The sequence below is a fragment of the Actinomadura sp. KC06 genome (genome assembly GCF_004348735.1).
Taxonomy (GTDB): Bacteria; Actinomycetota; Actinomycetes; order Streptosporangiales; family Streptosporangiaceae; genus Spirillospora.
Window position 1 is genome coordinate 18,556 of record NZ_SMKT01000062.1, and the last position, 19,024, is coordinate 37,579.

The following is a 19,024-nucleotide window of genomic DNA, read 5'->3' on the forward strand; positions in this document are numbered from 1 at the left end:
GACGGCCGGACGGGACCGACCGCTGCTGGGACCGCTACCGCCGGTGGCGGTCCCGGCGGCGCATGTCCCGGACGGCCTTGGTCGTCTCGTAGCTGCCCCGCTCCTCGTCCAGCCGCACGTCGTCGCGGTCGGTGAACATGGCGACGAAGGCGACCAGCAGGCCGACTCCGCCGATCCACGGCTCCCGCCAGGCGAAGCTGAGCGCCACGCAGACGACAGCACAGGAGATGAGCAGCAAGAGCTTCACGTTCCACCCCTCGGCCGCGCCCAGATGTCCGGGAGACCCGGACCGGTTCGGTCATGCACGTGTCACCCGACTCGACGAGTAATGGAAGACTTACTCGCCGGTCGTAGGAAGCATCCTGACATGCCGCGGCCCGCCGGGGAAAGATCCCCGGCGGGCCGCCGGCCGGATAATTCCGCTACTTCTTGCCCTTGCCGCGCTTCTCGCGGATCTTCATGGCGATGTCCAGCGGCGTCCCGGCGAAGCCGAACTCCTCGCGCAGCCGCCGCTCGATGTACCGCCGGTACCCCTCCTCCAGGAACCCGGACGTGAACAGCACGAACCGGGGCGGCCGCACGCTCGCCTGCGTCGCGAACAGCACGCGCGGCTGCTTGCCGCCGCGCACCGGATGCGGGTGCGAGCTGACAAGGTCGGCGAAGAACTGGTTGAGCTTGGACGTCGGGACGCGCGTGTTCCAGCCGTCCAGGGCCGTCTCGATGCCCGGGACCAGCTTCTCCATGTGCCGCCCCGTCTTGGCGGACACGTTCACGCGCGGCGCCCAGCGGACGTGGTGCAGCTGCCGGTCGATCTCGCGCTCCAGGTAGTGGCGGCGCTCCTCGTCCAGCAGGTCCCACTTGTTGTACGCGAGGACCAGCGCGCGGCCCGAGGCGACGACCATCGAGATGATCCGCAGGTCCTGCTCGGCGAGCGGCTGGTCGGCGTCCACGAGGACGACCGCGACCTCGGCGCGCTCCAGCGCGGACTGGGTGCGCAGCGTCGCGTAGAAGTCGGCGCCCTGGTTCTCGCGGTGCCGCCGCCTGATCCCGGCGGTGTCGATGAACCGCCACGTCCGGCCGCCGAGTTCGATCAGCTCGTCGACCGGGTCGCGGGTCGTGCCCGCAACCGCGTCCACGACCGCCCGGTTCTCCCCCGCCAGCTGGTTCAGCAGGCTCGACTTGCCGACGTTGGGACGGCCCAGCAGCGCGATCCGGCGCGGCCCGCCGACCTCCTCGAACGACTCCGGTGGGGCCTCCTCCGGCAGCGCGGCCAGCACCGCGTCGAGCAGGTCGCCGCTGCCGCGGCCGTGCAGCGCGCTGACCGGGTGCGGCTCGCCGATGCCGAGCGACCACAGCAGCGCCGCGTCCGCCTCGACGGCCGCGTTGTCGGCCTTGTTGGCGACCAGCACCACCGGCTTGCCGGACCGGCGCAGGATCTCCACGACGGCCTCGTCCACGTCGGTCGCGCCGACGGTCGCGTCCACCACGAACATCACGACGTCGGCCAGGCCGACCGCCAGCCGGGCCTGCTCGGCGATCGCCGCGGCGAGCCCGGCCGAGTCGGGCAGCCAGCCGCCGGTGTCGACGACGGTGAACCGGCGGCCGCTCCACGACGCGTCGTAGGCGACGCGGTCGCGGGTCACGCCCGGGACGTCCTCCACGACCGCCTCGCGGCGGCCGAGGATCCGGTTGACCAGGGTCGACTTGCCGACGTTCGGCCGCCCGACCACCGCGACGACGGGCGCGGGCCCCTCGTCCGCGGCGACGTCCTCGACGACGTCCACGGTCTCGATCTCGTTATCGCTCACTGTGAATTCCCCGCGGGTGGCCGTCCGGCCGCCCGTTCACTCATGCTCTTTGGCGAGGCGGACGACCGCCTCGATGACCTCGGCGAGGCTCAGCTCCGTCGAGTCGATCTCGTGCGCGTCGCCCGCCCTGGTCAGCGGCGACGCCTTCCGGGTCGAGTCGAGCCGGTCGCGGCGCGCCTGCTCCGCCCGGGTGACCGTGACCGACGCGCCCGGGTCGGCCGCGAGGTCCTTCGCGCGGCGCGCCGCCCGCGCCTCCTCGCTGGCCGTCAGGTACACCTTGACCGGCGCGTCCGGCGCGACGACCGTGCCGATGTCGCGGCCCTCCACCACGATCCCGCCGGAGCCGATGATCTCGCGCTGCAGCGCGACCATCCGGGCGCGGACCGCCGGGACGGAGCTGACGGCGCTGACCGCGTTCGTCACCGCGCGGGTGCGGATCGGGCCGGACACGTCCGTCCCGTCCACCGTGATCGCGGGCGCGTCCGGGTCGGTGCCGGACGCGATCACCGGCTCCGCCGCGCGGGCCTCGACCGCGGCGGCGTCCTCGACCGGCACGCCCTTGTCCAGCATCCACCACGTCACGGCGCGGTACATGGCGCCCGTGTCCAGGTAGCGGAGCCCGAGCGCGCGGGCGACGCCCTTGGACGCGCTGGACTTGCCCGACCCGGAGGGTCCGTCCATGGCGATGACGAGCGGCACGATCGATCCCTCTCTAGTCCCTCGGGCGCGCGGTGTCCCCCCGGCGCGAGCCCCAGCGAACCAGGCTACCGGCCTCGCGGCACCGTCACGTCCCGGCGCGGCCCGTCAGACCCTGCCGGGGGCGGTCGGTCAAGCGCCTGCGCCGCCTGCCGGGGACGGGACGGACCAGCCGCGGGCGCGCAGCTCGTCCGCCAGCCGCTCGGCCGCCGCCGGCTCCACCGCCAGCTCCAGCACGCCCAGCGGGCGGCCAGGCGAGTGCTCGATCGTCACGTCCTCGATGTTGACCTGCGCGATCCCCGCCGCCTGGAAGATCATCGCGAGCTCGCCCGGACGGTCCGGGATGACCACCTGGACGTTCGCGTACGCGGGCTGGTCGCCGCCGTGCTTGCCGGGGATGCGGGACCGGCCCGCGTTCCCGCGCAGCAGCAGGTCGGCCACGTGCGCGGCGGCCTCCTCGCTGCCGTCGCGCAGCAGCGACGCGGCCACCGCCAGGTCGGTCGCGACGGCCTCCAGCACGTCCGCGACGGGCTGGGAGTTCGCCGACAGGATGCCGATCCACAGCCGGGGGTCGCTCGCCGCGATCCGGGTGACGTCCCGGACGCCCTGCCCGGACAGGCCGAGCGCCACGTCGTCCGCGCCGGTGAGCCGGGCGGCGACCGCGGCCGACACCACGTGCGGGCCGTGCGACACGAGCGCGACGGCCCGGTCGTGCTCGGCGGCGTCCACCTCGACGGGCATCGCGCCGCACGCCTTCGCCAGGCCCCGGACGGCCTCCACCGCCTCCGGCCTCGACTGCGGAGCCGCGCACAGCGCCCACGGACGGCCGAGGAACAGGTCGGCGCGCGCCGCGCCCGGCCCGGACCGCTCGCTGCCCGCCAGCGGATGCCCCGCCACGAACGTCGCCAGGTCGCAGCCCAGGTCGGCCGCCTGTGCCAGCGGCAGCGCCTTCACGCTCGCCACATCGGTGTACGCGGCGGCGAGGCGGCGCTTCTGCGCGTCCAGCAGCGTGACGGCCACGGCCGCGGGCGGCACGGCGAGCACCGCCAGGTCGGCGGGCTCGTCGAGCGGCCCCTCGGGGAGCGGCTCGCCGGCGTCCAGCTCGACCGCCAGCCGCAGCGCGGCCTCGTCCCGGTCGGTCAGCAGCACCTCGGCGCCGCGCTCCTTCATGGCCAGGGCGATCGACGTCCCGATCAGCCCCGTCCCGACGACGACGATCCGCCGCGGCACCACGTCCTCAGTCACGCCGGTCACCCTACTGCGCGCCGCGCGCGCCTCGCGCCGCGAGAACGCCACTGCGCAATATCCAAGACGCCGCCCGAGCGACTACTGCGCCCTGCACATGCCTCGCTCCGCTCGGGCGCTACTGCGCGATGTCCAGGCGGAGCGCGGTCGCGCCGCGCAGGTAGACGTGCTGGACGTCCGCGCGCGGGCGGTCCGTCTCGATGTGCGCCATCAGCCGGATCACCCGGGGCAGTGCGCCCGGCACGCCGATCTCCGTCGCGCACAGCAGCGGCACCTCGTGGAAGCCGAGCTTGCGGGCGGCGAGCGCCGGGAACTCCGCCGTGATGTCCGGCGTCACCGTGAAGATGACGCTGATCACGTCGTCGGTGCTCAGCTCGTTGCGGGACATCACCGCGGTGACGAGCTCCGTCGTCGCCTCCAGGATCTGCCCCCGCTCGTCGGCGTCGATCTGCGTCGCCCCGCGGACCGCCCGTACCGCCACAGCCTGATCCTCTCCTCGCGTCCGTCCTGGTGACGGCCCTACAGCCCGACCGCCTTGTACAGCTCGCCGATCTCGTGCACGCTCAGCGCCCGCATGCCGCCCGGCTTCAGCTGCCCCAGCTTGATCGGCCCGAACTCTACGCGCGCCAGCTGCTGGACGGGGAACCCGACCTCCTTCAGCAGCCGCCGGACGATGTGCTTGCGCCCCTCGTGCAAGGTGATCTCGACCAGGACGCGCTTGCCCACCTGGTCGAAGATCCGGAACTTGTCGGCCTTGGCGGGCCCGTCGTCCAGCGTCACGCCCGCCCGCAGCCGCTTGCCGAGGTCGCGCGGGATCGGGCCGTGGATCTCGGCCAGGTACGTCTTCGCGACCCCGTAGGACGGATGCGTCAGGCGGTGCGACAGCTCCCCGTCGTTGGTGAGCAGGATCAGGCCCTCGGTGTCGGTGTCGAGCCGTCCGACGTGGAACAGCCGCTCGGGCACCTCCACGTAGTCGGCGAGGGACTTGCGGCCCCGCTCGTCCGACATCGTGGACACCACGCCCCGCGGCTTGTTGATCGCGTAGTAGCGCATCTCGGCGCGGGTCTCGACGCGCTTGCCGTCCACATGGATGACGGCGCGCTGCGGGTCGACGCGCTCGCCGAACCGGAAGACCCGCTTCCCGTCGACGGTGACGCGGCCCTCGCCGATCAGTTCCTCGCAGTGGCGGCGGCTGCCGATCCCGGCCTCGGCCAGGACCTTCTGCAGCCGCACGCCCTCGTTCTCGGTCACGTGTCCTCAACTATGTCGTCAGGCAGGTCGTCGGGCAGGTAAGGGGCGAGCTCGGGGAGCTCGTCGAGGTCGCGGAGCCCGAGCCGCTCCAGGAAGTACCCGGTGGTGCGGTACAGGTGCGCCTGCGACTCCGGGTCCTGCCCGGCGTTCTCGATCAGGCCGCGCAGCGTCAGCGTCCGCATGACCCCGTCGCTGTTGACGCCCCGGATCGCCGACACACGGGCCCGGCTCACCGGCTGCCGGTACGCGACGACGGCGAGCGTCTCCAGCGCGGCCTGCGTGAGGCGCGCCTGCTGCCCGTCGGTGACGAACCGCTCCACGACGGGAGCGCACACGTCCCGGGTGTAGAACCGCCAGCCGCCGGCGACCTCCCTGAGATCGAACCCGCGGCCCTGCTCGGTGTATTCCGCGGCCAGCTCCCGCAGCGTCTCCGCGACCTCGGCGCGGGGGCGCTCCAGCAGCTGCGCGAGGGTCATCTCGGTGACGGGCTCGTCCACCACCAGCAGGATCGCCTCGATGGACGCGCGCAGCCCGGGCAGTTCCGCGAGCTCCGGCGGTTCCTGCGGTTCCTGCGGCTCCGGCGGGGTCTCGCCGGGGTCCTCAGTCATCGTTTCCCTCGTCCTTCTGGTCCTTCGCGTCCTTCTGGGGGGCGCCCTCGTAGTCGTCGCCGACCTCGACGTCGCCCTCGTCGGCGCCGGTCCACGCGACGCGCAGCTCGCCGAGCGGTTCGTCCTGCTCGAACGCGACGTTCTGGTCGCGGTACAGCTCCAGCAGCGCCAGGAACCGCGCGACGACCTCGTAGGTGCCCTCGGCGTCGGACGCGAGGACGCGGAACGTCGTCCGGCGCAGCCGGCGGAGCCGTTCGACGACGATCGCGGCCTGCTCCTTGACGCTGGCCTTCGGCTGGTAGATGTGCTCGACGGAGACCGACGGCGGCTCCTTCGGCGTGAGCGCCTTGGCGGCGAGCCGGGCGAACTCGTCCGGCCCGAGGCCGAGCAGGACCTCCGGCAGGACGTTCGCGAACTTCGGCTCCATCGGCACGATGCGCGGGAACCGCCGGGACGCCTCGGCGATCCGCGCCGCGATCACCTGCGCGACCTCCTTGTAGGCGCGGTACTGCAGGAGCCGCGCGAACAGCAGGTCGCGGGCCTCCAGCAGGGCCAGGTCGTCCTCGTCGTCGACCTCGCCGGACGGCAGCAGCCGGGCGGCCTTGAGGTCGAGGAGGGTCGCGGCGACCAGCAGGAAGTGGCTGGCCTGGTCGAGGTCCCAGTCCTTGCCGTGCGCGTGGATGTGCGCGATGAAGTCGTCGGTGACCTTGTGCAGCGACACCTCGGTGATGTCGAGCTTGTGCTTGGAGATCAGGCCGAGCAGCAGGTCGAACGGGCCGTCGAAGTTGTCCAGGTGGACGTGGAAGCCGTGCTCCTCCTCGGCCCCCTGCCCCGGTTCGGGCGACGTCTCGTCCACGTCGCTCACCGTAGCGGAGGACGTCTCCTGCACTGTGCTCACCGGCCATATCGTCCCATGCGCGGCGTGTGCTCGCACCACGTCCGGTCACGAGCGGTGACGGCGCGCCGCGGCCCGCGCGGCTACTTCCCGATCAGCCGCCGGACGATGCCTTCCACGTACGTCTGGGTGAACGTTTCCGGGGGTCCGTCGATCTGGACCTTGCCGCCGTTGATGGGCGCCGTCACCTGCGCGGGCGACGACACCAGCGTGCCGCCGACGAGCATGCCCATGTTCCCGGCCGGAAGCTGGCTCTGGAACGCCTGGGCGGCCTTGCCGGTCAGGGTCGCGAAGCCGGTGGCATCCCCGGACGCCAGCGTCAGCGCGACGCTCCAGCCGGAGCGGCCCTGCGCGGGGTCGGGCGGCATGGCCTTGACCTCTTCGAGCCGGCGCACCGTCAGCGCGTCCGGGCCGAACGCATAGCAGCCGGATTTGTCGGGCGGTGCGAGGGCGCCGCCGGTGCAGGGCGGCTCCGACTCCTGCGCGACCAGCTTGAACGTCAGCGGCTCGCGCAGATCGACCGGCCCTGAGGAGAGGGGCTTGGACGACTCGTCGTCGTCGTCCGCCAAGATCAGGATGGCGGCGGCCGTCACGACGAGGACGACCACGACCACCACCGCGACCGCCGCGATCACCACGACGGCGTTCGGCCTCGGGCCCCGCCCCGGCGGCGGAGGCTGCGGCGGCGGGGACGGCTGCGACGGTGGGACGGCCGCGGGCGGCGGCCCGCCGGGGGGCTGGCTCACGTCGTGTCCGTTCGTCAGGAGCGGCCTGGGGGACGGCCGTGCCCAGGTCGGGGGCGGCGGCGCGGGCTCACTCCAGCTCCGCCCACCGGGCGAGCACCTCCCGCGCCAGGCCCCGGTAGGCGTTCGCGCCCATCGAGTTCGGGTCGAAGAACGTGATCGGCTCGCCGGCGACGGTCGCGTCCGGGAACCGCACGGTCCGGTTGATGACGGTGTGGAAGACCTTCTCGCCGAACGCCTCGACGATGCGGCCGAGGACCTCCCGCGTGTGCAGGGTCCGCGAGTCGTACATGGTGCCGAGGACGCCGTCGATCACCAGGCCCGGGTTGATCCGGCCCTGCACCTTCTCGATCGTCTCCATCAGCAGCGCCACGCCGCGCATCGCGAAGTACTCGCACTCCAACGGGATCAGCACGCCCTCGCTGGCGGCCAGCGCGTTGATGGTGAGCAGGCCGAGCGACGGCTGGCAGTCGATGAGGATGTAGTCGTAGTGCTCGACAGCCGACTTCAGCGCGCCCTGCAGGATGTACTCGCGGCCGACCTCGTGGACGAGCTGGACCTCGGCGCCGGACAGGTCGATGTTGCTCGGCAGGAGCTCCATCCCGTCGACGCCGGTCTCGATGACGATGTCCTCCCAGTCGGTGTCGCGCTCGAGCAGCATGTTGTGGACCGTGTATTCGAGCTGGCGCGGGTCACCCTTGCCCAGGCCGACCGAGAGCGCGCCCTGCGGGTCGAAGTCGACGAGCAGGACGCGGCGGCCGAACTCGGCGAGCGCGGCCCCCAGGTTGATCGTCGTGGTGGTCTTGCCGACGCCGCCCTTCTGGTTGCAGACGGCGACGATGCGTGCGGGCCCGTGCTCGGCCAGGGGTTCCGGTTCGGGGAACACCGGCACGGGTCTTTGCGTGGGCCCGAGGGCCCGGCTCGGATCGGTCTCGATGGTGGCGGAGGAAAGGACTCCTTCCGCACCGTTAGTGCTGGTCACCAGATCCCTCCCCGGCGGCCCGGAAATGCCATCCAGAACGGGGACTCTAGGCCCGTACCTCCCCGGTCTCAAGCCGACGCGCGACGATCGTCGCGATTTGTCAGCTCCGGGAGGGCGGGTTGTCAGGTCCGGGACGCGTGGGCGTCAGGTCCGGGCGCGGGGGTGGGAGGTGGCGTAGACCTCGCGCAGCAGCTGGACGGTCACCAGCGTGTAGACCTGCGTCGTGGTGACGGATGCGTGCCCCAGCAGCTCCTGGACGACGCGGACGTCGGCTCCCCCGTCCAGCAGATGGGTGGCGAACGAGTGCCGCAGCGTGTGCGGCGAAACCTCGGACAGCTGCGCGCGGTCGGCGGCGGCGCGCAGCACCATCCACGCGCCCTGCCGCGACAGCCGACCGCCGCGCGCGTTCAGGAACAGCGCCGGGCCGCCGCGACCGGCCGCCGCCAGCTCCGGACGGGCCCGCACCAGGTAGGCGTCGACGGCCTCGCGGGCGTAGTCGCCGATGGGCACGATCCGGGCCTTGCCGCCCTTGCCCGCGACGCGGACGAACCCGTCCGCCAGGTCGAGGTCGTCGACGTCCAGGCCGACGGCCTCGGAGATCCGCGCGCCCGACCCGTACAGCAGCTCCAGCAGCGCCCGGTCGCGCAGCCCGCGGGCGGCGCCGGGGTCGCCGGGTGCGGAGGGCGCGGAGGCGGCGGCGAGGAGGCGTTCGACCTCGTCCAGGGAGATGGCCTTGGGCAGGCGGCGCGGCGGCGTCGGCGGCTTGACGTCGCCGGCGGGGTCGCGGGCGGCGAGGCCCTCGCGCAGCGCGAAGCGGTGCAGCCCGCGGACGGCGACGAGCGCGCGCGCCGCCGAGCCCGCCGACAGCGGCGGATGGTCGTCGTCGCCCTCCCGCAGCGTCACCAGGTACGCGCGGACGTCGTCCTCGGTGATGTCGCCGATGTCCGCGCGGCCCCGCCCGTCCTGGATCTGCGCGTACCGGCGCAGGTCGCGGCGGTACGAGCTGAGCGTGTTGGCGGCCAGGCCCCGCTCGACGGCCAGGTGCCCCAGATAGGTGCGCACGGCGGAGCCGAGCGCGGAGGCCCCGCCGAGCGCGGGACCGGCGTCGGGAGCGGGGGGCCGCGTGGCGCTCCGGGGGGTCGGCGACGGGGACAGTGCGGCACCTCTTCCGGCCGTGGGCTCCGGGGACCCGCCCATCATGCCCCCTCCGGCCGTCGAAGGGGACCTCAGTCCTCCGGCGCGTCGGCCGGGCGCAGTCCGGCGAACCCGGACGCGCGGGCCGCGTGCGCCGCGAGGACGCCCATGCACGCGATCGCGTTGTGCACCTCGCCGGCCAGCACCTTGCGGACGGCCTCGTCCAGCGGCACCCACACCAGCGGCATGTCGGCCTCCTCATGGACGCGCTCGAAGTCGATCTCGCCGGCGGGCACCTCGGTGAGGCCGCGGGCCAGGAAGATCCGGACGCGCTCGTCCGTCATGCCGGGCGAGGTGAACACGTCGAGCAGGGTGTCCCACCGGTCGGCGCGGTACCCGGCCTCCTCCAGCAGCTCACGCTCGGCGAGCTTCCGCAGCGGCTCGCCGTCGACGTCCCGCAGCCCGGCGGGCGCCTCCCACAGCTGCCGCGACACCGGATGCCGGTACTGCCGCAGCAGCATCACCCGGTCATCGTCGTCGAGTGCGAGGACGCCCACCGACCCGACGTGCGCGATCACGTCCCGGGTGACGACCTCGGTGCCGTCCCCGCGCGGCATCTCGACCCTGTCCTGCCGGACGCCGAACACGCGTCCCCGGAAGACCGTGTTCTCCTCCACGACCGTCCAGCGTTCGGGCCGGTCGCGGACGTCGTCCGGCGTCACGGCGCGGTCACCCGGCCGGCGGCGCCGTGGCCGCCCGAGCGGGCCTCGGCGTAGTCGAGCGCGGCCGACACGAGGCCGGTGAACAGCGGGTGCGGGCGCGTCGGACGGGACCGGAACTCCGGGTGCGCCTGCGTCCCGACGAAGAACGGGTGCTGCTCGCGCGGCAGCTCGGCGTACTCGACGAGCCTCCCGTCGGGCGACAGGCCGGAGAACCGCAGCCCGGCCTTCTCCAGCCGGTCGCGGTAGGCGTTGTTGACCTCGTACCGGTGCCGGTGCCGCTCGGACACCTTCGCCTCCCCGTACAGCTCGCGGACGACGGACCCGTCCGCGAGCTCGGCCGGGTACAGGCCGAGCCGCATCGTCCCGCCCATGTCCCGCTCCCCCGCGACGACGTCGACCTGCTCGGCCATCGTCGCGACGACGGGGTCGGCGGTGGTCGCGTCGAACTCGGCGCTGCCCGCGTCGGCGAGCCCGCCGAGCGTCCGCGCCGCCTCGATGACCATGCACTGCAGCCCGAGGCAGATGCCGAGCAGCGGGAGCCGGTTCTCGCGGGAGTGCCGCACCGCGCCGATCTTCCCCTCGATGCCGCGGACGCCGAACCCGCCGGGGATGAGCACGCCGTCGACGCCGTCCAGCTCCCGCTTGGCGCCCTCCGGGGTCTCGCAGTCGTCGCTCTTCACCCAGCGGATGCGGACCTTGGCGTCGTTGCCGAACCCGCCGTGCCGCAGCGCCTCGGTGACCGACAGGTACGCGTCGGGCAGGTCGATGTACTTGCCGACCAGCGCGATCGTGACCTCCCGCGCGGGCTTGTGGACGCGGCGCAGCAGCTCGTCCCACGCGCCCCAGTCGACGTCCCGGAACGGCAGGTCGAGGCGGCGCACCACGTAGGCGTCCAGGCCCTCGGAGTGCAGCACCTTCGGGATGTCGTAGATGCTCGCGGCGTCGACCGCCGAGACCACGGCCTCCCGGTCCACGTCGCACATCAGGCTGATCTTGTGCTTGAGCCCGTCGGTGATCGGCCGGTCGGACCGGCACACGATCGCGTCGGGCTGGATGCCGATGGAGCGCAGGGCGGCCACCGAGTGCTGCGTCGGCTTGGTCTTCAGCTCCCCGGACGGCCCGATGTAGGGCAGCAGCGACACGTGCAGGAAGAAGCAGTTCTCCCGCCCGATCTCGTGCCGGATCTGCCGGACCGACTCCAGGAACGGCAGGGACTCGATGTCGCCGACCGTCCCGCCGACCTCGGTGATGACGACGTCCACCTGGGCGTCGTCGGCCGTTCCGCTGCGGCCGGACGGCCCGCCGGCGCCCCGGGCGACGGCCATCGCCCGGATCCGGTCCTTGATCTCGTTGGTGATGTGCGGGATCACCTGCACGGTGTCGCCGAGGTACTCCCCGCGCCGCTCCCTGGCGATGACGCTGGAGTACACCTGCCCGGTCGTGACGTTCGCCGACCCGTGCAGCTCGGTGTCGAGGAACCGCTCGTAGTGCCCGATGTCGAGGTCGGTCTCGGCGCCGTCGTCGGTGACGAAGACCTCGCCGTGCTGGAACGGGTTCATCGTGCCGGGGTCGACGTTCAGGTACGGGTCGAGCTTCTGCATGGTGACCCGGAGGCCGCGGAGGGTGAGAAGCCGTCCCAGGCTGGACGCCGTCAGCCCCTTGCCGAGGCTGGAGGCGACGCCGCCGGTGACGAACAGATGCTTGGTAGGCCGTGATCTACCAGTGGCTGCCGATGGCAAAGAGGTGCTCCCGTGGTCGTTGCGAGGCGGACGAAGCTGCCTGTCCACGGGCCACCAGTTTATTGCATTGCCCTCCTCCTTCGGCCTTGGCGGCCTCCATCGTCGGGTAATGCGTGCGATCGCTGCATCGCTTCGTCTCGCCTGGCGGCTCGCTGCGCGATCAGGTTCTCGCTTCGCTTGAACCTGCCTTCGGACGCGATCGCGACGGTTTTGGCCGTCGCGTGGTTACGGCGGTGGCCGCGGTCGTCGCGACCGAAGGCCTGTGTGGGCGGGCTTAGGGGCCGAAGGAGGAGGGCAGGGCGTTCGAGCCCGCCGGCATTATGGTGCGGAGTTGGCGGGTGAGCTCGTCGATCAGGGAGCGGGCCTGGTCGGCGGCGTTGCGGGCGGCGTCGCGCTCCTGGGACAGCTCGGCGATCTGGGCGCGCTGCTCGGTGACGGCCTGGGCGAGCTGGTCGACCCACTGGTCGCGCTCGGCGAGCTTCTCGGCGACGGCGTCGCGCTCGGCGGCGAGCTGGCGCATCGCCGCGACGGTCTTGTCCCGTTCCCTGCCCGCCTGGTCGGCCCGCCCGCGGGCCAGGGTCAGCTCGGACTCGGCGCGGGCCTGGGCCTGGACTGCGGCCTCGCGGGCCCGTTCGGCGGCGTCCCGGGCCTTGGCGTTGCCGTCACGCTCCCGTTCGGCCTTCTTGGCGGCCTCCAGGGACTGCGCGGCGGTGTCGAGGGCCTGCTGGCGCTCGCCCTCGGCGGCCTCGGCCCGTCCCATCGCCTCCTGGGCGCGGCGGTCGGCGTCCTGCGCCCGGCGGTCGGCGTCCTGGGCGCGGCGCTCGTTCTCCTGGGCGCGGCGCTCGGCGACCTCCGCGCGGCGGCGGGACTCGTCGGCCTCCTTGCCGGCACCGACGACGGCGTGCTGCAGGTTCTGCGCGGTCATCTCGGCGTCGGTGAGCTTCGCGCGCAGCGCGGACAGCTCGGCGTGCGCGGCCTCCAGCCCGCGGGACAGCTCCGCGGCCTGCTCGGCGACGCGGTCGCGCTCGGCCTCGGCGGAGCGGCGCCCGGTGACGGCGTCCTCGACGGCGCGGAGCGCGTCGTCGCGGGCCTCGCTCATCGCGTCGCGCTGCTGGATGGCCTGCCGGACGGTCGCCTCGGCCTCGGCGACCCGGCGCTCGGCCTGCTCGACCTGGGCCTGCACCTGCTCCAGCTGCGCGCGCGCCTGGTCGGCCTGGGCGCGGGCCTGGTCGGCCTGGGCGCGTCCCTGCTGGGCCTGGTTCCAGGCGGCGGCCGCGTCCCGCTGGGCGTTCTCCTTCTCGCCCTGCAGCGCGGCGATCTGCGCGACGGCCTCGTTCTGGGCCTCGACGGCGCGGCGCTCGGCCTGCTCGGCCTGGCCGCGAGCGCGCTGCACCTCGCCCCAGGCGGCCGCGGCGTCCCGCTGCGCGGACTCCTTCTCGGCCGAGACGGCGGAGATCTGCTGGGCCGTCTCGTTCTGGGCCTCGACGGCGCGGCGCTCGGCCTGCTCGGCCTGGCCGCGGGCACGCTGGACCTCACCCCAGGCGGCGGCCGCGTCCCGCTGCGCGGACTCCTTCTCGGCCGTGAGGGCCGCGACCTGCTGGGCGATCTCGCTCTGCGCCTCGTTGACCTTGCGCTCGCCGGCGGCGAGCGCGTCGCCGATGAGGTCGGCCATCTGGCGGAGCCGCTCGACGATGTCCCACGGCTGCGCCTCGGGCTGCTCGACGTCGGGACGCGCGCCCTCGCGCGGTCCGCCGGGGCGGCCGGGCTGCTGGGGCTTGGACATCTGGATCGGCTGCTGGGCGGCCGGCACCGGGGCCTCGGGCGCGCGGCCCGGGTCGCGTCCCATCGCGGGCCAGGGGGACGCCGCGTCCGGGACGCCGCGGGCGCCGCCCGATCCGTTCAGCTCGCTCACTGCTCTCCCCGCCTCGCGGCTCGGAGCCACATGGACGGCATGGCTCTGCTCATCGTGGTGCCCGCGTTCTTCGCCCGACGGCTCGTCATCTCGCTCACGTGTCTCCTCGCCCGGCGGCGCTCGGCCGCGTTCGCGGGGGTGGGTGTGCACATCTCGTTCGCTCCGCTACCGGCCCTGAGCCTTCATCGCTTCGCTCACTGAAGGCACTCTAGCCCCGACCAGCGGAACGTTTGCCCAGTTTGGGGTTTACTTTCTCGGTCGCCGCGCGGCGTTCCCGCACGCAGGAGGCCTGGTCGGGGGCCGGACGGCCCGTCCGGCGGTGCCAAGGGTCACATCCGGCGGGCGGGTGGGACAATCGCGCTCCATGGAGCTTCGCACCCTGTATCCGCCCATCGAGCCGTACGAGACCGGGCTGCTCGACGTCGGCGACGGCAATCAGATCTACTGGGAGGTCTGCGGCAATCCGGACGGCAAGCCCGCGGTGATGCTGCACGGCGGCCCCGGCGGCGGCTGCAACGCCGCGCACCGGCGGCAGTTCGACCCGGAGGCGTACCGGATCGTCCTGTTCGACCAGCGCAACTGCGGACGTAGCCTGCCGAACGCGAAGGATCCGGAGGTGTCGCTGGAGGCGAACACCACCTGGAACCTGGTCGCCGACATGGAGCGGCTCCGCGAGCGTCTCGGCATCGAGCGCTGGCTGGTGTTCGGCGGGAGCTGGGGCAGCGCGCTGTCGCTGGCGTACGCGCAGACGCATCCGGAGCGGGTGACCGAGCTGGTGCTGCGCGGCATCTTCACGCTGCGGCCGTTCGAGCTGTACTGGTTCTACCAGGAGGGCGCGTCGCTGATCTTCCCCGACCTGTGGGAGAAGTACGTCGAGCCGATCCCGGAGGACGAGCGGGAGGACCTCATCTCGGCGTTCGGGGAGCGGCTGCGGTCGCCGGACCGGGACGTGCGGATCGCCGCGGCCAAGGCGTGGGCGACCTGGGAGGGCTCGACGATCACGCTGCGGCCGGACCCGGAGCTGGCGGGCGGGTTCGCCGAGCCGGACTACGCGGTGGCGTTCGCGCGCATCGAGAACCACTACTTCGTCAACGAGGGCTTCTTCGAGGACGAGCAGCTGATCCGGGACGTGGACAGGATCCGCCACATCCCGGCCGTGATCGTCCAGGGCCGCTACGACGTGTGCACGCCGGTCGCGACGGCGTGGGACCTGCACCGCGCCTGGCCCGAGGCGGACTTCCACATCGTGGACGACGCGGGGCACGCCTACAGCGAGCCGGGCATCCTGCACCGGCTGATCGAGGCGACCGACCGATTCGCCGGCAAACCCTGACCGGATCGGCCGGGCGGGCTCCCGCGCGGCGAGAACCTTAAAGCGAACATGCCGGAACACCCGTTGCGGTAGGTCCGTAACCGCGGGCCGGGGTACGCGGCCGCTCCCCGGCCCGGCCGCCTTAACAGCGGACCGAAATGCCGTAATTCTTACCTTTGAGCTACCCACGTCTTACCGTCGGGCAGGTAAACATGCCCCTTGATGGTCAGCGGTCCCGACCTCACAGGGCCCGCGTCTACGTCTTGACCCACACCCGTCCCAGCACGCCCGCGACCGGACGACCTCGCCCGATGCGACGTGACGCCCGCCGCACCGGACGCGTTGACATGAAATCTGAGTGACTTACCTCACACAACCGATACACAAAACGCCTCGCCGCTTCACGACGGAACATTAAGGTGGCGTTCAGGAAGCGTCCCGGCTGCGCCGCCGCCGAAGTCGGCAGTAGCGCCTGCGTATCACGGGGAAAAGCGGACAATCGCTCGCGCGGGCCCCCGCAGAATTGCACCGAATTCGGCAAAGCGATTAACCCTACCCAGTGCGGTACTCCGCTAAACATCTCGCTGATAACATTCCTCTGCGATCACGGCCCGAGATTCGCTAAGTTGCCTGGACATGGCAGCGCAACCCCTGGAAACACCGACCCGGCGCCCCGGCGCAAGCGAGACGAACGCGGACGTGCAACTCCAGGAGCCCAGCCTCTCCGACGGTCCGGAGCTTTGGCGGCTCGCCCGCGAAACACGGGTCCTGGACGTCAACTCGCCTTACAGCTACACGCTTTGGTGCCGCGATTTCGCGGACACTTCCGTGGTGGCCCGCGACGCAGGCGTCCCCTGCGGATTCGTCACCGGATACGTCCGCCCGGCCCGGCCCGACACGTTCTTCGTGTGGCAGGTCGCCGTGGGCCGCGACCACCGCGGCCAGGGCCTCGCCCACCGCATGCTGGACCGCCTCGCCGACCGCCTGGCCCCGCGCGGCCACCGGTACATGGAGGCGACGGTCACGCCGGACAACACCGCTTCCACCGCGATGTTCGAAGCGTTCGCGCGAGGTCGCGGGTGCGAGGTCGCCCGCAGCCCGCTGTTCGGCGCGGAGCACTTCCCCGAGGGGGGACACGAGCCCGAGGTGCTCTTCAGGATCGGCCCGATCGCCGACGCGAACTGACCTGTTCGACTCCCCCGTCCGCTCCCCCACCGACCTGCCTGGAGGCAGAAAATGGACGTCTTCGCCCGCTTGGAATCGGAAGTCCGCGGATACTGCCGAGGCTGGCCCACGGTGTTCACCACCGCGCGCGGCAGCCACATGACCGATGAGAACGGCAAAACCTACCTCGATTTCTTCGCCGGGGCGGGAACGCTCAACTACGGGCACAACAACCCGCAGCTGAAACGCCGGCTCCTCGACTATCTCGCCGAGGACGCCGTCGTGCACAGTCTCGACATGTACACGGCGGCCAAGCGCGACTTCCTGGAACGATTCAACGAGTACGTGCTCCGGCCCCGGGGCCTCGACTACAAGGTGCAGTTCCCCGGCCCGGCGGGCAACAACTCGGTCGAGGCCGCGCTGAAACTCGCGCGCAAGTACACCGGCCGCGAGACCGTCGTCAGCTTCACCAATGCCTTTCACGGGATGACGCTCGGCGCACTCGCCGTCACGGGCAATTCGATGAAGCGCACCGGCGCCGGCGTGCCGCTCGGCCACGGCGTCGCGATGCCGTACGACAACTACCTCGACGGCCGGACGCCCGACTTCCTGCTCTTCGAGACGATGCTCGACGACAGCGGCAGCGGCCTGGACAAGCCCGCCGCCGTGATCGTGGAGACCGTGCAGGGCGAGGGCGGCATCAACGTCGCGACCGCCGAGTGGCTGCGCGGCCTGCAGGACCTGTGCCGCCGGCACGACATCCTCCTCATCGTGGACGACGTGCAGATGGGCTGCGGCCGCACCGGGCCGTTCTTCAGCTTCGAGGAGGCGGGGATCGTCCCGGACATCGTCTGCCTGTCCAAATCCCTCAGCGGCTACGGCCTGCCGCTCGCCATCACGCTGATGAAGCGGGAGCTGGACGTGTGGGACCCGGGCGAGCACAACGGCACCTTCCGCGGCTTCAACCCCGCGTTCGTCACCGCCGTCGCCGCGCTGGAGGACTACTGGACCGGCGACGGCCTGGAGAAGGAGACGGTCGCCAAGGGCCAGCAGGTCCAGGCGGCGCTGGAGTCGATCGCGCTCGCGCACGCCGGCGCCGTCGACTCCGTCCGCGGCCGCGGCCTCGCGTGGGGCCTGGTGATGAACGACGCCGAGATGGCGCCGAAGGTGTGCGCCGAGGCGTTCGGGCGCGGGCTGCTGATGGAGACCTCGGGCCCCGAGGGCGAGGTGGTGAAGCTGCTGCCGCCGCTCACCACGACCGAGGCCGAGCTGGACCGGGGCCTGGAGATCATCGCGGACTCGCTGGAGGCCGTCCGCCAGAAGGTCGCCGTCTGACCCTGCGGCCGAGGCCGACCACCCTTTCAGCCAGTCCAGCCGTTCACGCCGTCCACGCCGCCCGAGGCGCCCCGGGCCCCGCGCGGGCCCGGCCCCGGGCACACCTGAAAAGAGGAGTTTCATGATCGTTCGTTCCCTTGACGAGATCGTCGGCACCGAGCGCGACGTGCAGGCGCCGACGTGGTGCAGCCGCCGGTTCGTGCTCGCCAAGGAGGGCGTCGGCTTCTCGCTGCACGAGACGATCCTGTACGCGGGCACCGAGACCAAGATGTGGTACGCGAACCACATCGAGGCCGTCTACTGCATCGAGGGCCAGGGGGAGCTGACCAACGACGAGACCGGCGAGAAGCACAAGATCGAGCCGGGCGTGATGTACCTGCTCGACGGCCACGAGCATCACACTCTGCGCGCTCACACGGACGTGCGGACCGTCTGCGTGTTCAACCCGCCCTGCACCGGGCGGGAGGTCCATGACGAGAACGGGGTGTATCCGCTGCTGACCGAGGAGGACGCATGAGCATCATCGAGTCCCATCCGACGATCGACGACGCCTACCCCACCCGCAAGTGCGCCGAGGCGGCCCTGCTGTACCGGCAGGACCAGGTCGTCTACGGCGAACCCGGGGACGGTCCGATCGACGCCGCCACGCTCGACTCCTACGAGGCGAACGGCTTCCTCGACGTCGACCAGTTGCTCGCGCCCGAGGAGGTCGAGGACTACCGCGCCGAGCTGCGCAGGCTTTCGGCCGACCCGCAGGTCCTCGCCGACGAGCGGACGGTCACCGAGCGCGGCTCGGACGAGGTCCGCTCCATCTTCGAGGTGCACAAGATCAGCGAGGTGTTCGCCGGGCTCGTCCGCGACCCCCGCGTGGTGGGCCGGGCCAGGCAGATTCTCGGCTCGGAGGTTTACGTCCACCAGAGCCGGGTCAACTACAAGCCAGGATTCACTGGCAAGGACTTCTATTGGCACTCGGATTTCGAGACCTGGCACGCGGAGGACGGCATGCCCCGGATGCGCGCGGTGAGCATATCCATCGCGCTCACCGAGAATTTCGTGCACAATGGCGGGCTAATGATCATGCCTGGCTCGCACAAGACCTTCGTGGCCTGTGTCGGGGAGACCCCGGACGACCACTACAAGGAGTCCCTGCGCGGGCAGGAGATCGGGACGCCCGATGCGGCGAGCCTGTCGATCCTGGCCGACAAGCACGGGATCGAGCTGTTCACAGGGCCCGCGGGCTCTGCCACCATGTTCGACTGCAACTGCATGCACGGCTCCAATGGGAACATCACCCCGTTCCCCCGCTCCAACGTGTTCATCGTGTTCAACAGCGTCGAGAACACGTGCGTCGAGCCGTTCTCCGCCCCCGCACCGCGTCCGGAGTTCATCGGCGCCCGCGACTTCACACCCGTGGGCGGCTGAAGGACACAACAATTCGATAACCCGACACACACGTCAGGCCCGCGCCCGCGGGGGGA

20 protein-coding genes are annotated in these 19,024 nt (G+C 72.1%); 6 read left to right on the plus strand and 14 right to left on the minus strand.

Features of this window, described 5'->3' with window-relative positions; genetic code table 11:
- Nucleotides 1-34: 34 nt before the first annotated feature.
- The 14 genes from E1287_RS20745 to E1287_RS20810 form a co-directional block, all read right to left on the minus strand.
- The gene (locus E1287_RS20745; RefSeq protein ID WP_131966698.1) at nt 35-247 is read right to left on the minus strand and encodes a hypothetical protein; all 213 of its coding nucleotides are present in this window, start codon (nt 245-247) and stop codon (nt 35-37) included.
- Between the two features lie 175 nt (nt 248-422).
- Complete coding sequence (der, locus tag E1287_RS20750; RefSeq protein ID WP_207934346.1) at nt 423-1,793, minus strand: ribosome biogenesis GTPase Der; 1,371 nt, start codon at nt 1,791-1,793, stop codon at nt 423-425.
- 51 nt (nt 1,794-1,844) lie between these two features.
- Nucleotides 1,845-2,507, minus strand: a complete 663-nt coding sequence (gene cmk / locus E1287_RS20755) for a (d)CMP kinase (RefSeq protein WP_243719257.1) — start codon at nt 2,505-2,507, stop codon at nt 1,845-1,847.
- 129 nt (nt 2,508-2,636) lie between these two features.
- Nucleotides 2,637-3,749, minus strand: coding sequence for a prephenate dehydrogenase (locus E1287_RS20760; RefSeq protein WP_243719258.1), 1,113 nt, complete (start codon nt 3,747-3,749; stop codon nt 2,637-2,639).
- 118 nt (nt 3,750-3,867) lie between these two features.
- A complete protein-coding gene (gene aroH / locus E1287_RS20765; protein WP_131966700.1) occupies nt 3,868-4,230 on the minus strand; it encodes a chorismate mutase in 363 nt (120 codons plus the stop codon).
- Nucleotides 4,231-4,268: 38 nt separating this feature from the next.
- Nucleotides 4,269-5,000, minus strand: a complete 732-nt coding sequence (locus E1287_RS20770; RefSeq protein WP_131966701.1) for a pseudouridine synthase — start codon at nt 4,998-5,000, stop codon at nt 4,269-4,271.
- Nucleotides 4,997-5,608, minus strand: a complete 612-nt coding sequence (scpB, locus tag E1287_RS20775) for an SMC-Scp complex subunit ScpB (protein WP_131966702.1) — start codon at nt 5,606-5,608, stop codon at nt 4,997-4,999. The genes E1287_RS20770 and scpB overlap by 4 nt, the downstream gene beginning before the upstream one ends.
- A complete protein-coding gene (locus E1287_RS20780) occupies nt 5,601-6,464 on the minus strand; it encodes a segregation/condensation protein A (protein WP_131966726.1) in 864 nt (287 codons plus the stop codon). Before E1287_RS20780 ends, scpB begins: the two co-directional genes overlap by 8 nt.
- A 122-nt stretch (nt 6,465-6,586) precedes the next feature.
- A complete protein-coding gene (locus E1287_RS20785; protein ID WP_131966703.1) occupies nt 6,587-7,249 on the minus strand; it encodes a hypothetical protein in 663 nt (220 codons plus the stop codon).
- A 67-nt stretch (nt 7,250-7,316) separates the two neighbouring features.
- Nucleotides 7,317-8,183, minus strand: coding sequence for a ParA family protein (locus E1287_RS20790; RefSeq protein ID WP_279505948.1), 867 nt, complete (start codon nt 8,181-8,183; stop codon nt 7,317-7,319).
- A gap of 189 nt (nt 8,184-8,372) precedes the next feature.
- On the minus strand, nt 8,373-9,290 hold the full coding sequence (xerD, locus tag E1287_RS20795; RefSeq protein ID WP_243719261.1) for a site-specific tyrosine recombinase XerD: 918 nt from the start codon (nt 9,288-9,290) through the stop codon (nt 8,373-8,375).
- A 164-nt stretch (nt 9,291-9,454) separates the two neighbouring features.
- Entirely contained in the window at nt 9,455-10,084 is a 630-nt protein-coding gene (locus E1287_RS20800) for an NUDIX hydrolase (protein ID WP_243719263.1), read from the minus strand.
- A complete protein-coding gene (locus E1287_RS20805) occupies nt 10,081-11,823 on the minus strand; it encodes a CTP synthase (RefSeq protein WP_131966704.1) in 1,743 nt (580 codons plus the stop codon). Before E1287_RS20805 ends, E1287_RS20800 begins: the two co-directional genes overlap by 4 nt.
- Nucleotides 11,824-12,097: 274 nt before the next feature.
- Complete coding sequence (locus E1287_RS20810) at nt 12,098-13,735, minus strand: hypothetical protein (RefSeq protein ID WP_131966705.1); 1,638 nt, start codon at nt 13,733-13,735, stop codon at nt 12,098-12,100.
- Between the two features lie 30 nt (nt 13,736-13,765).
- Between E1287_RS20810 and E1287_RS43860 the strand changes: the two genes are divergently transcribed.
- From E1287_RS43860 to thpD, 6 genes are all read left to right on the plus strand, one after another.
- Entirely contained in the window at nt 13,766-13,936 is a 171-nt protein-coding gene (locus E1287_RS43860) for a hypothetical protein (RefSeq protein ID WP_165969110.1), read from the plus strand.
- 163 nt (nt 13,937-14,099) lie between these two features.
- Entirely contained in the window at nt 14,100-15,068 is a 969-nt protein-coding gene (gene pip / locus E1287_RS20815; RefSeq protein WP_131966706.1) for a prolyl aminopeptidase, read from the plus strand.
- Between the two features lie 615 nt (nt 15,069-15,683).
- On the plus strand, nt 15,684-16,232 hold the full coding sequence (ectA, locus tag E1287_RS20820; RefSeq protein WP_131966707.1) for a diaminobutyrate acetyltransferase: 549 nt from the start codon (nt 15,684-15,686) through the stop codon (nt 16,230-16,232).
- Between the two features lie 51 nt (nt 16,233-16,283).
- Entirely contained in the window at nt 16,284-17,546 is a 1,263-nt protein-coding gene (gene ectB, locus E1287_RS20825; RefSeq protein WP_131966708.1) for a diaminobutyrate--2-oxoglutarate transaminase, read from the plus strand.
- A 121-nt stretch (nt 17,547-17,667) separates the two neighbouring features.
- A complete protein-coding gene (locus E1287_RS20830; protein ID WP_131966709.1) occupies nt 17,668-18,063 on the plus strand; it encodes an ectoine synthase in 396 nt (131 codons plus the stop codon).
- Nucleotides 18,060-18,968: an ectoine hydroxylase gene (thpD, locus tag E1287_RS20835; protein WP_131966710.1), complete on the plus strand. Its 909-nt coding sequence runs from the start codon at nt 18,060-18,062 to the stop codon at nt 18,966-18,968. The genes E1287_RS20830 and thpD overlap by 4 nt, the downstream gene beginning before the upstream one ends.
- Nucleotides 18,969-19,024: the final 56 nt, after the last annotated feature.

Bases quoted from the DNA above. Each gene is read 5' to 3' on its own strand.
- thpD (WP_131966710.1), top strand. From the start codon at position 18,060: ATGAGCATCATCGAGTCCCATCCGACGATCGACGACGCCTACCCCACC.
- ectB (WP_131966708.1), top strand. From the start codon at position 16,284: ATGGACGTCTTCGCCCGCTTGGAATCGGAAGTCCGCGGATACTGCCGA.
- pip (WP_131966706.1), top strand. From the start codon at position 14,100: ATGGAGCTTCGCACCCTGTATCCGCCCATCGAGCCGTACGAGACCGGG.
- ectA (WP_131966707.1), top strand. From the start codon at position 15,684: ATGGCAGCGCAACCCCTGGAAACACCGACCCGGCGCCCCGGCGCAAGC.
- scpB (WP_131966702.1), bottom strand. From the start codon at position 5,608: ATGACTGAGGACCCCGGCGAGACCCCGCCGGAGCCGCAGGAACCGCAG.
- E1287_RS20830 (WP_131966709.1), top strand. From the start codon at position 17,668: ATGATCGTTCGTTCCCTTGACGAGATCGTCGGCACCGAGCGCGACGTG.
- E1287_RS43860 (WP_165969110.1), top strand. From the start codon at position 13,766: ATGGACGGCATGGCTCTGCTCATCGTGGTGCCCGCGTTCTTCGCCCGA.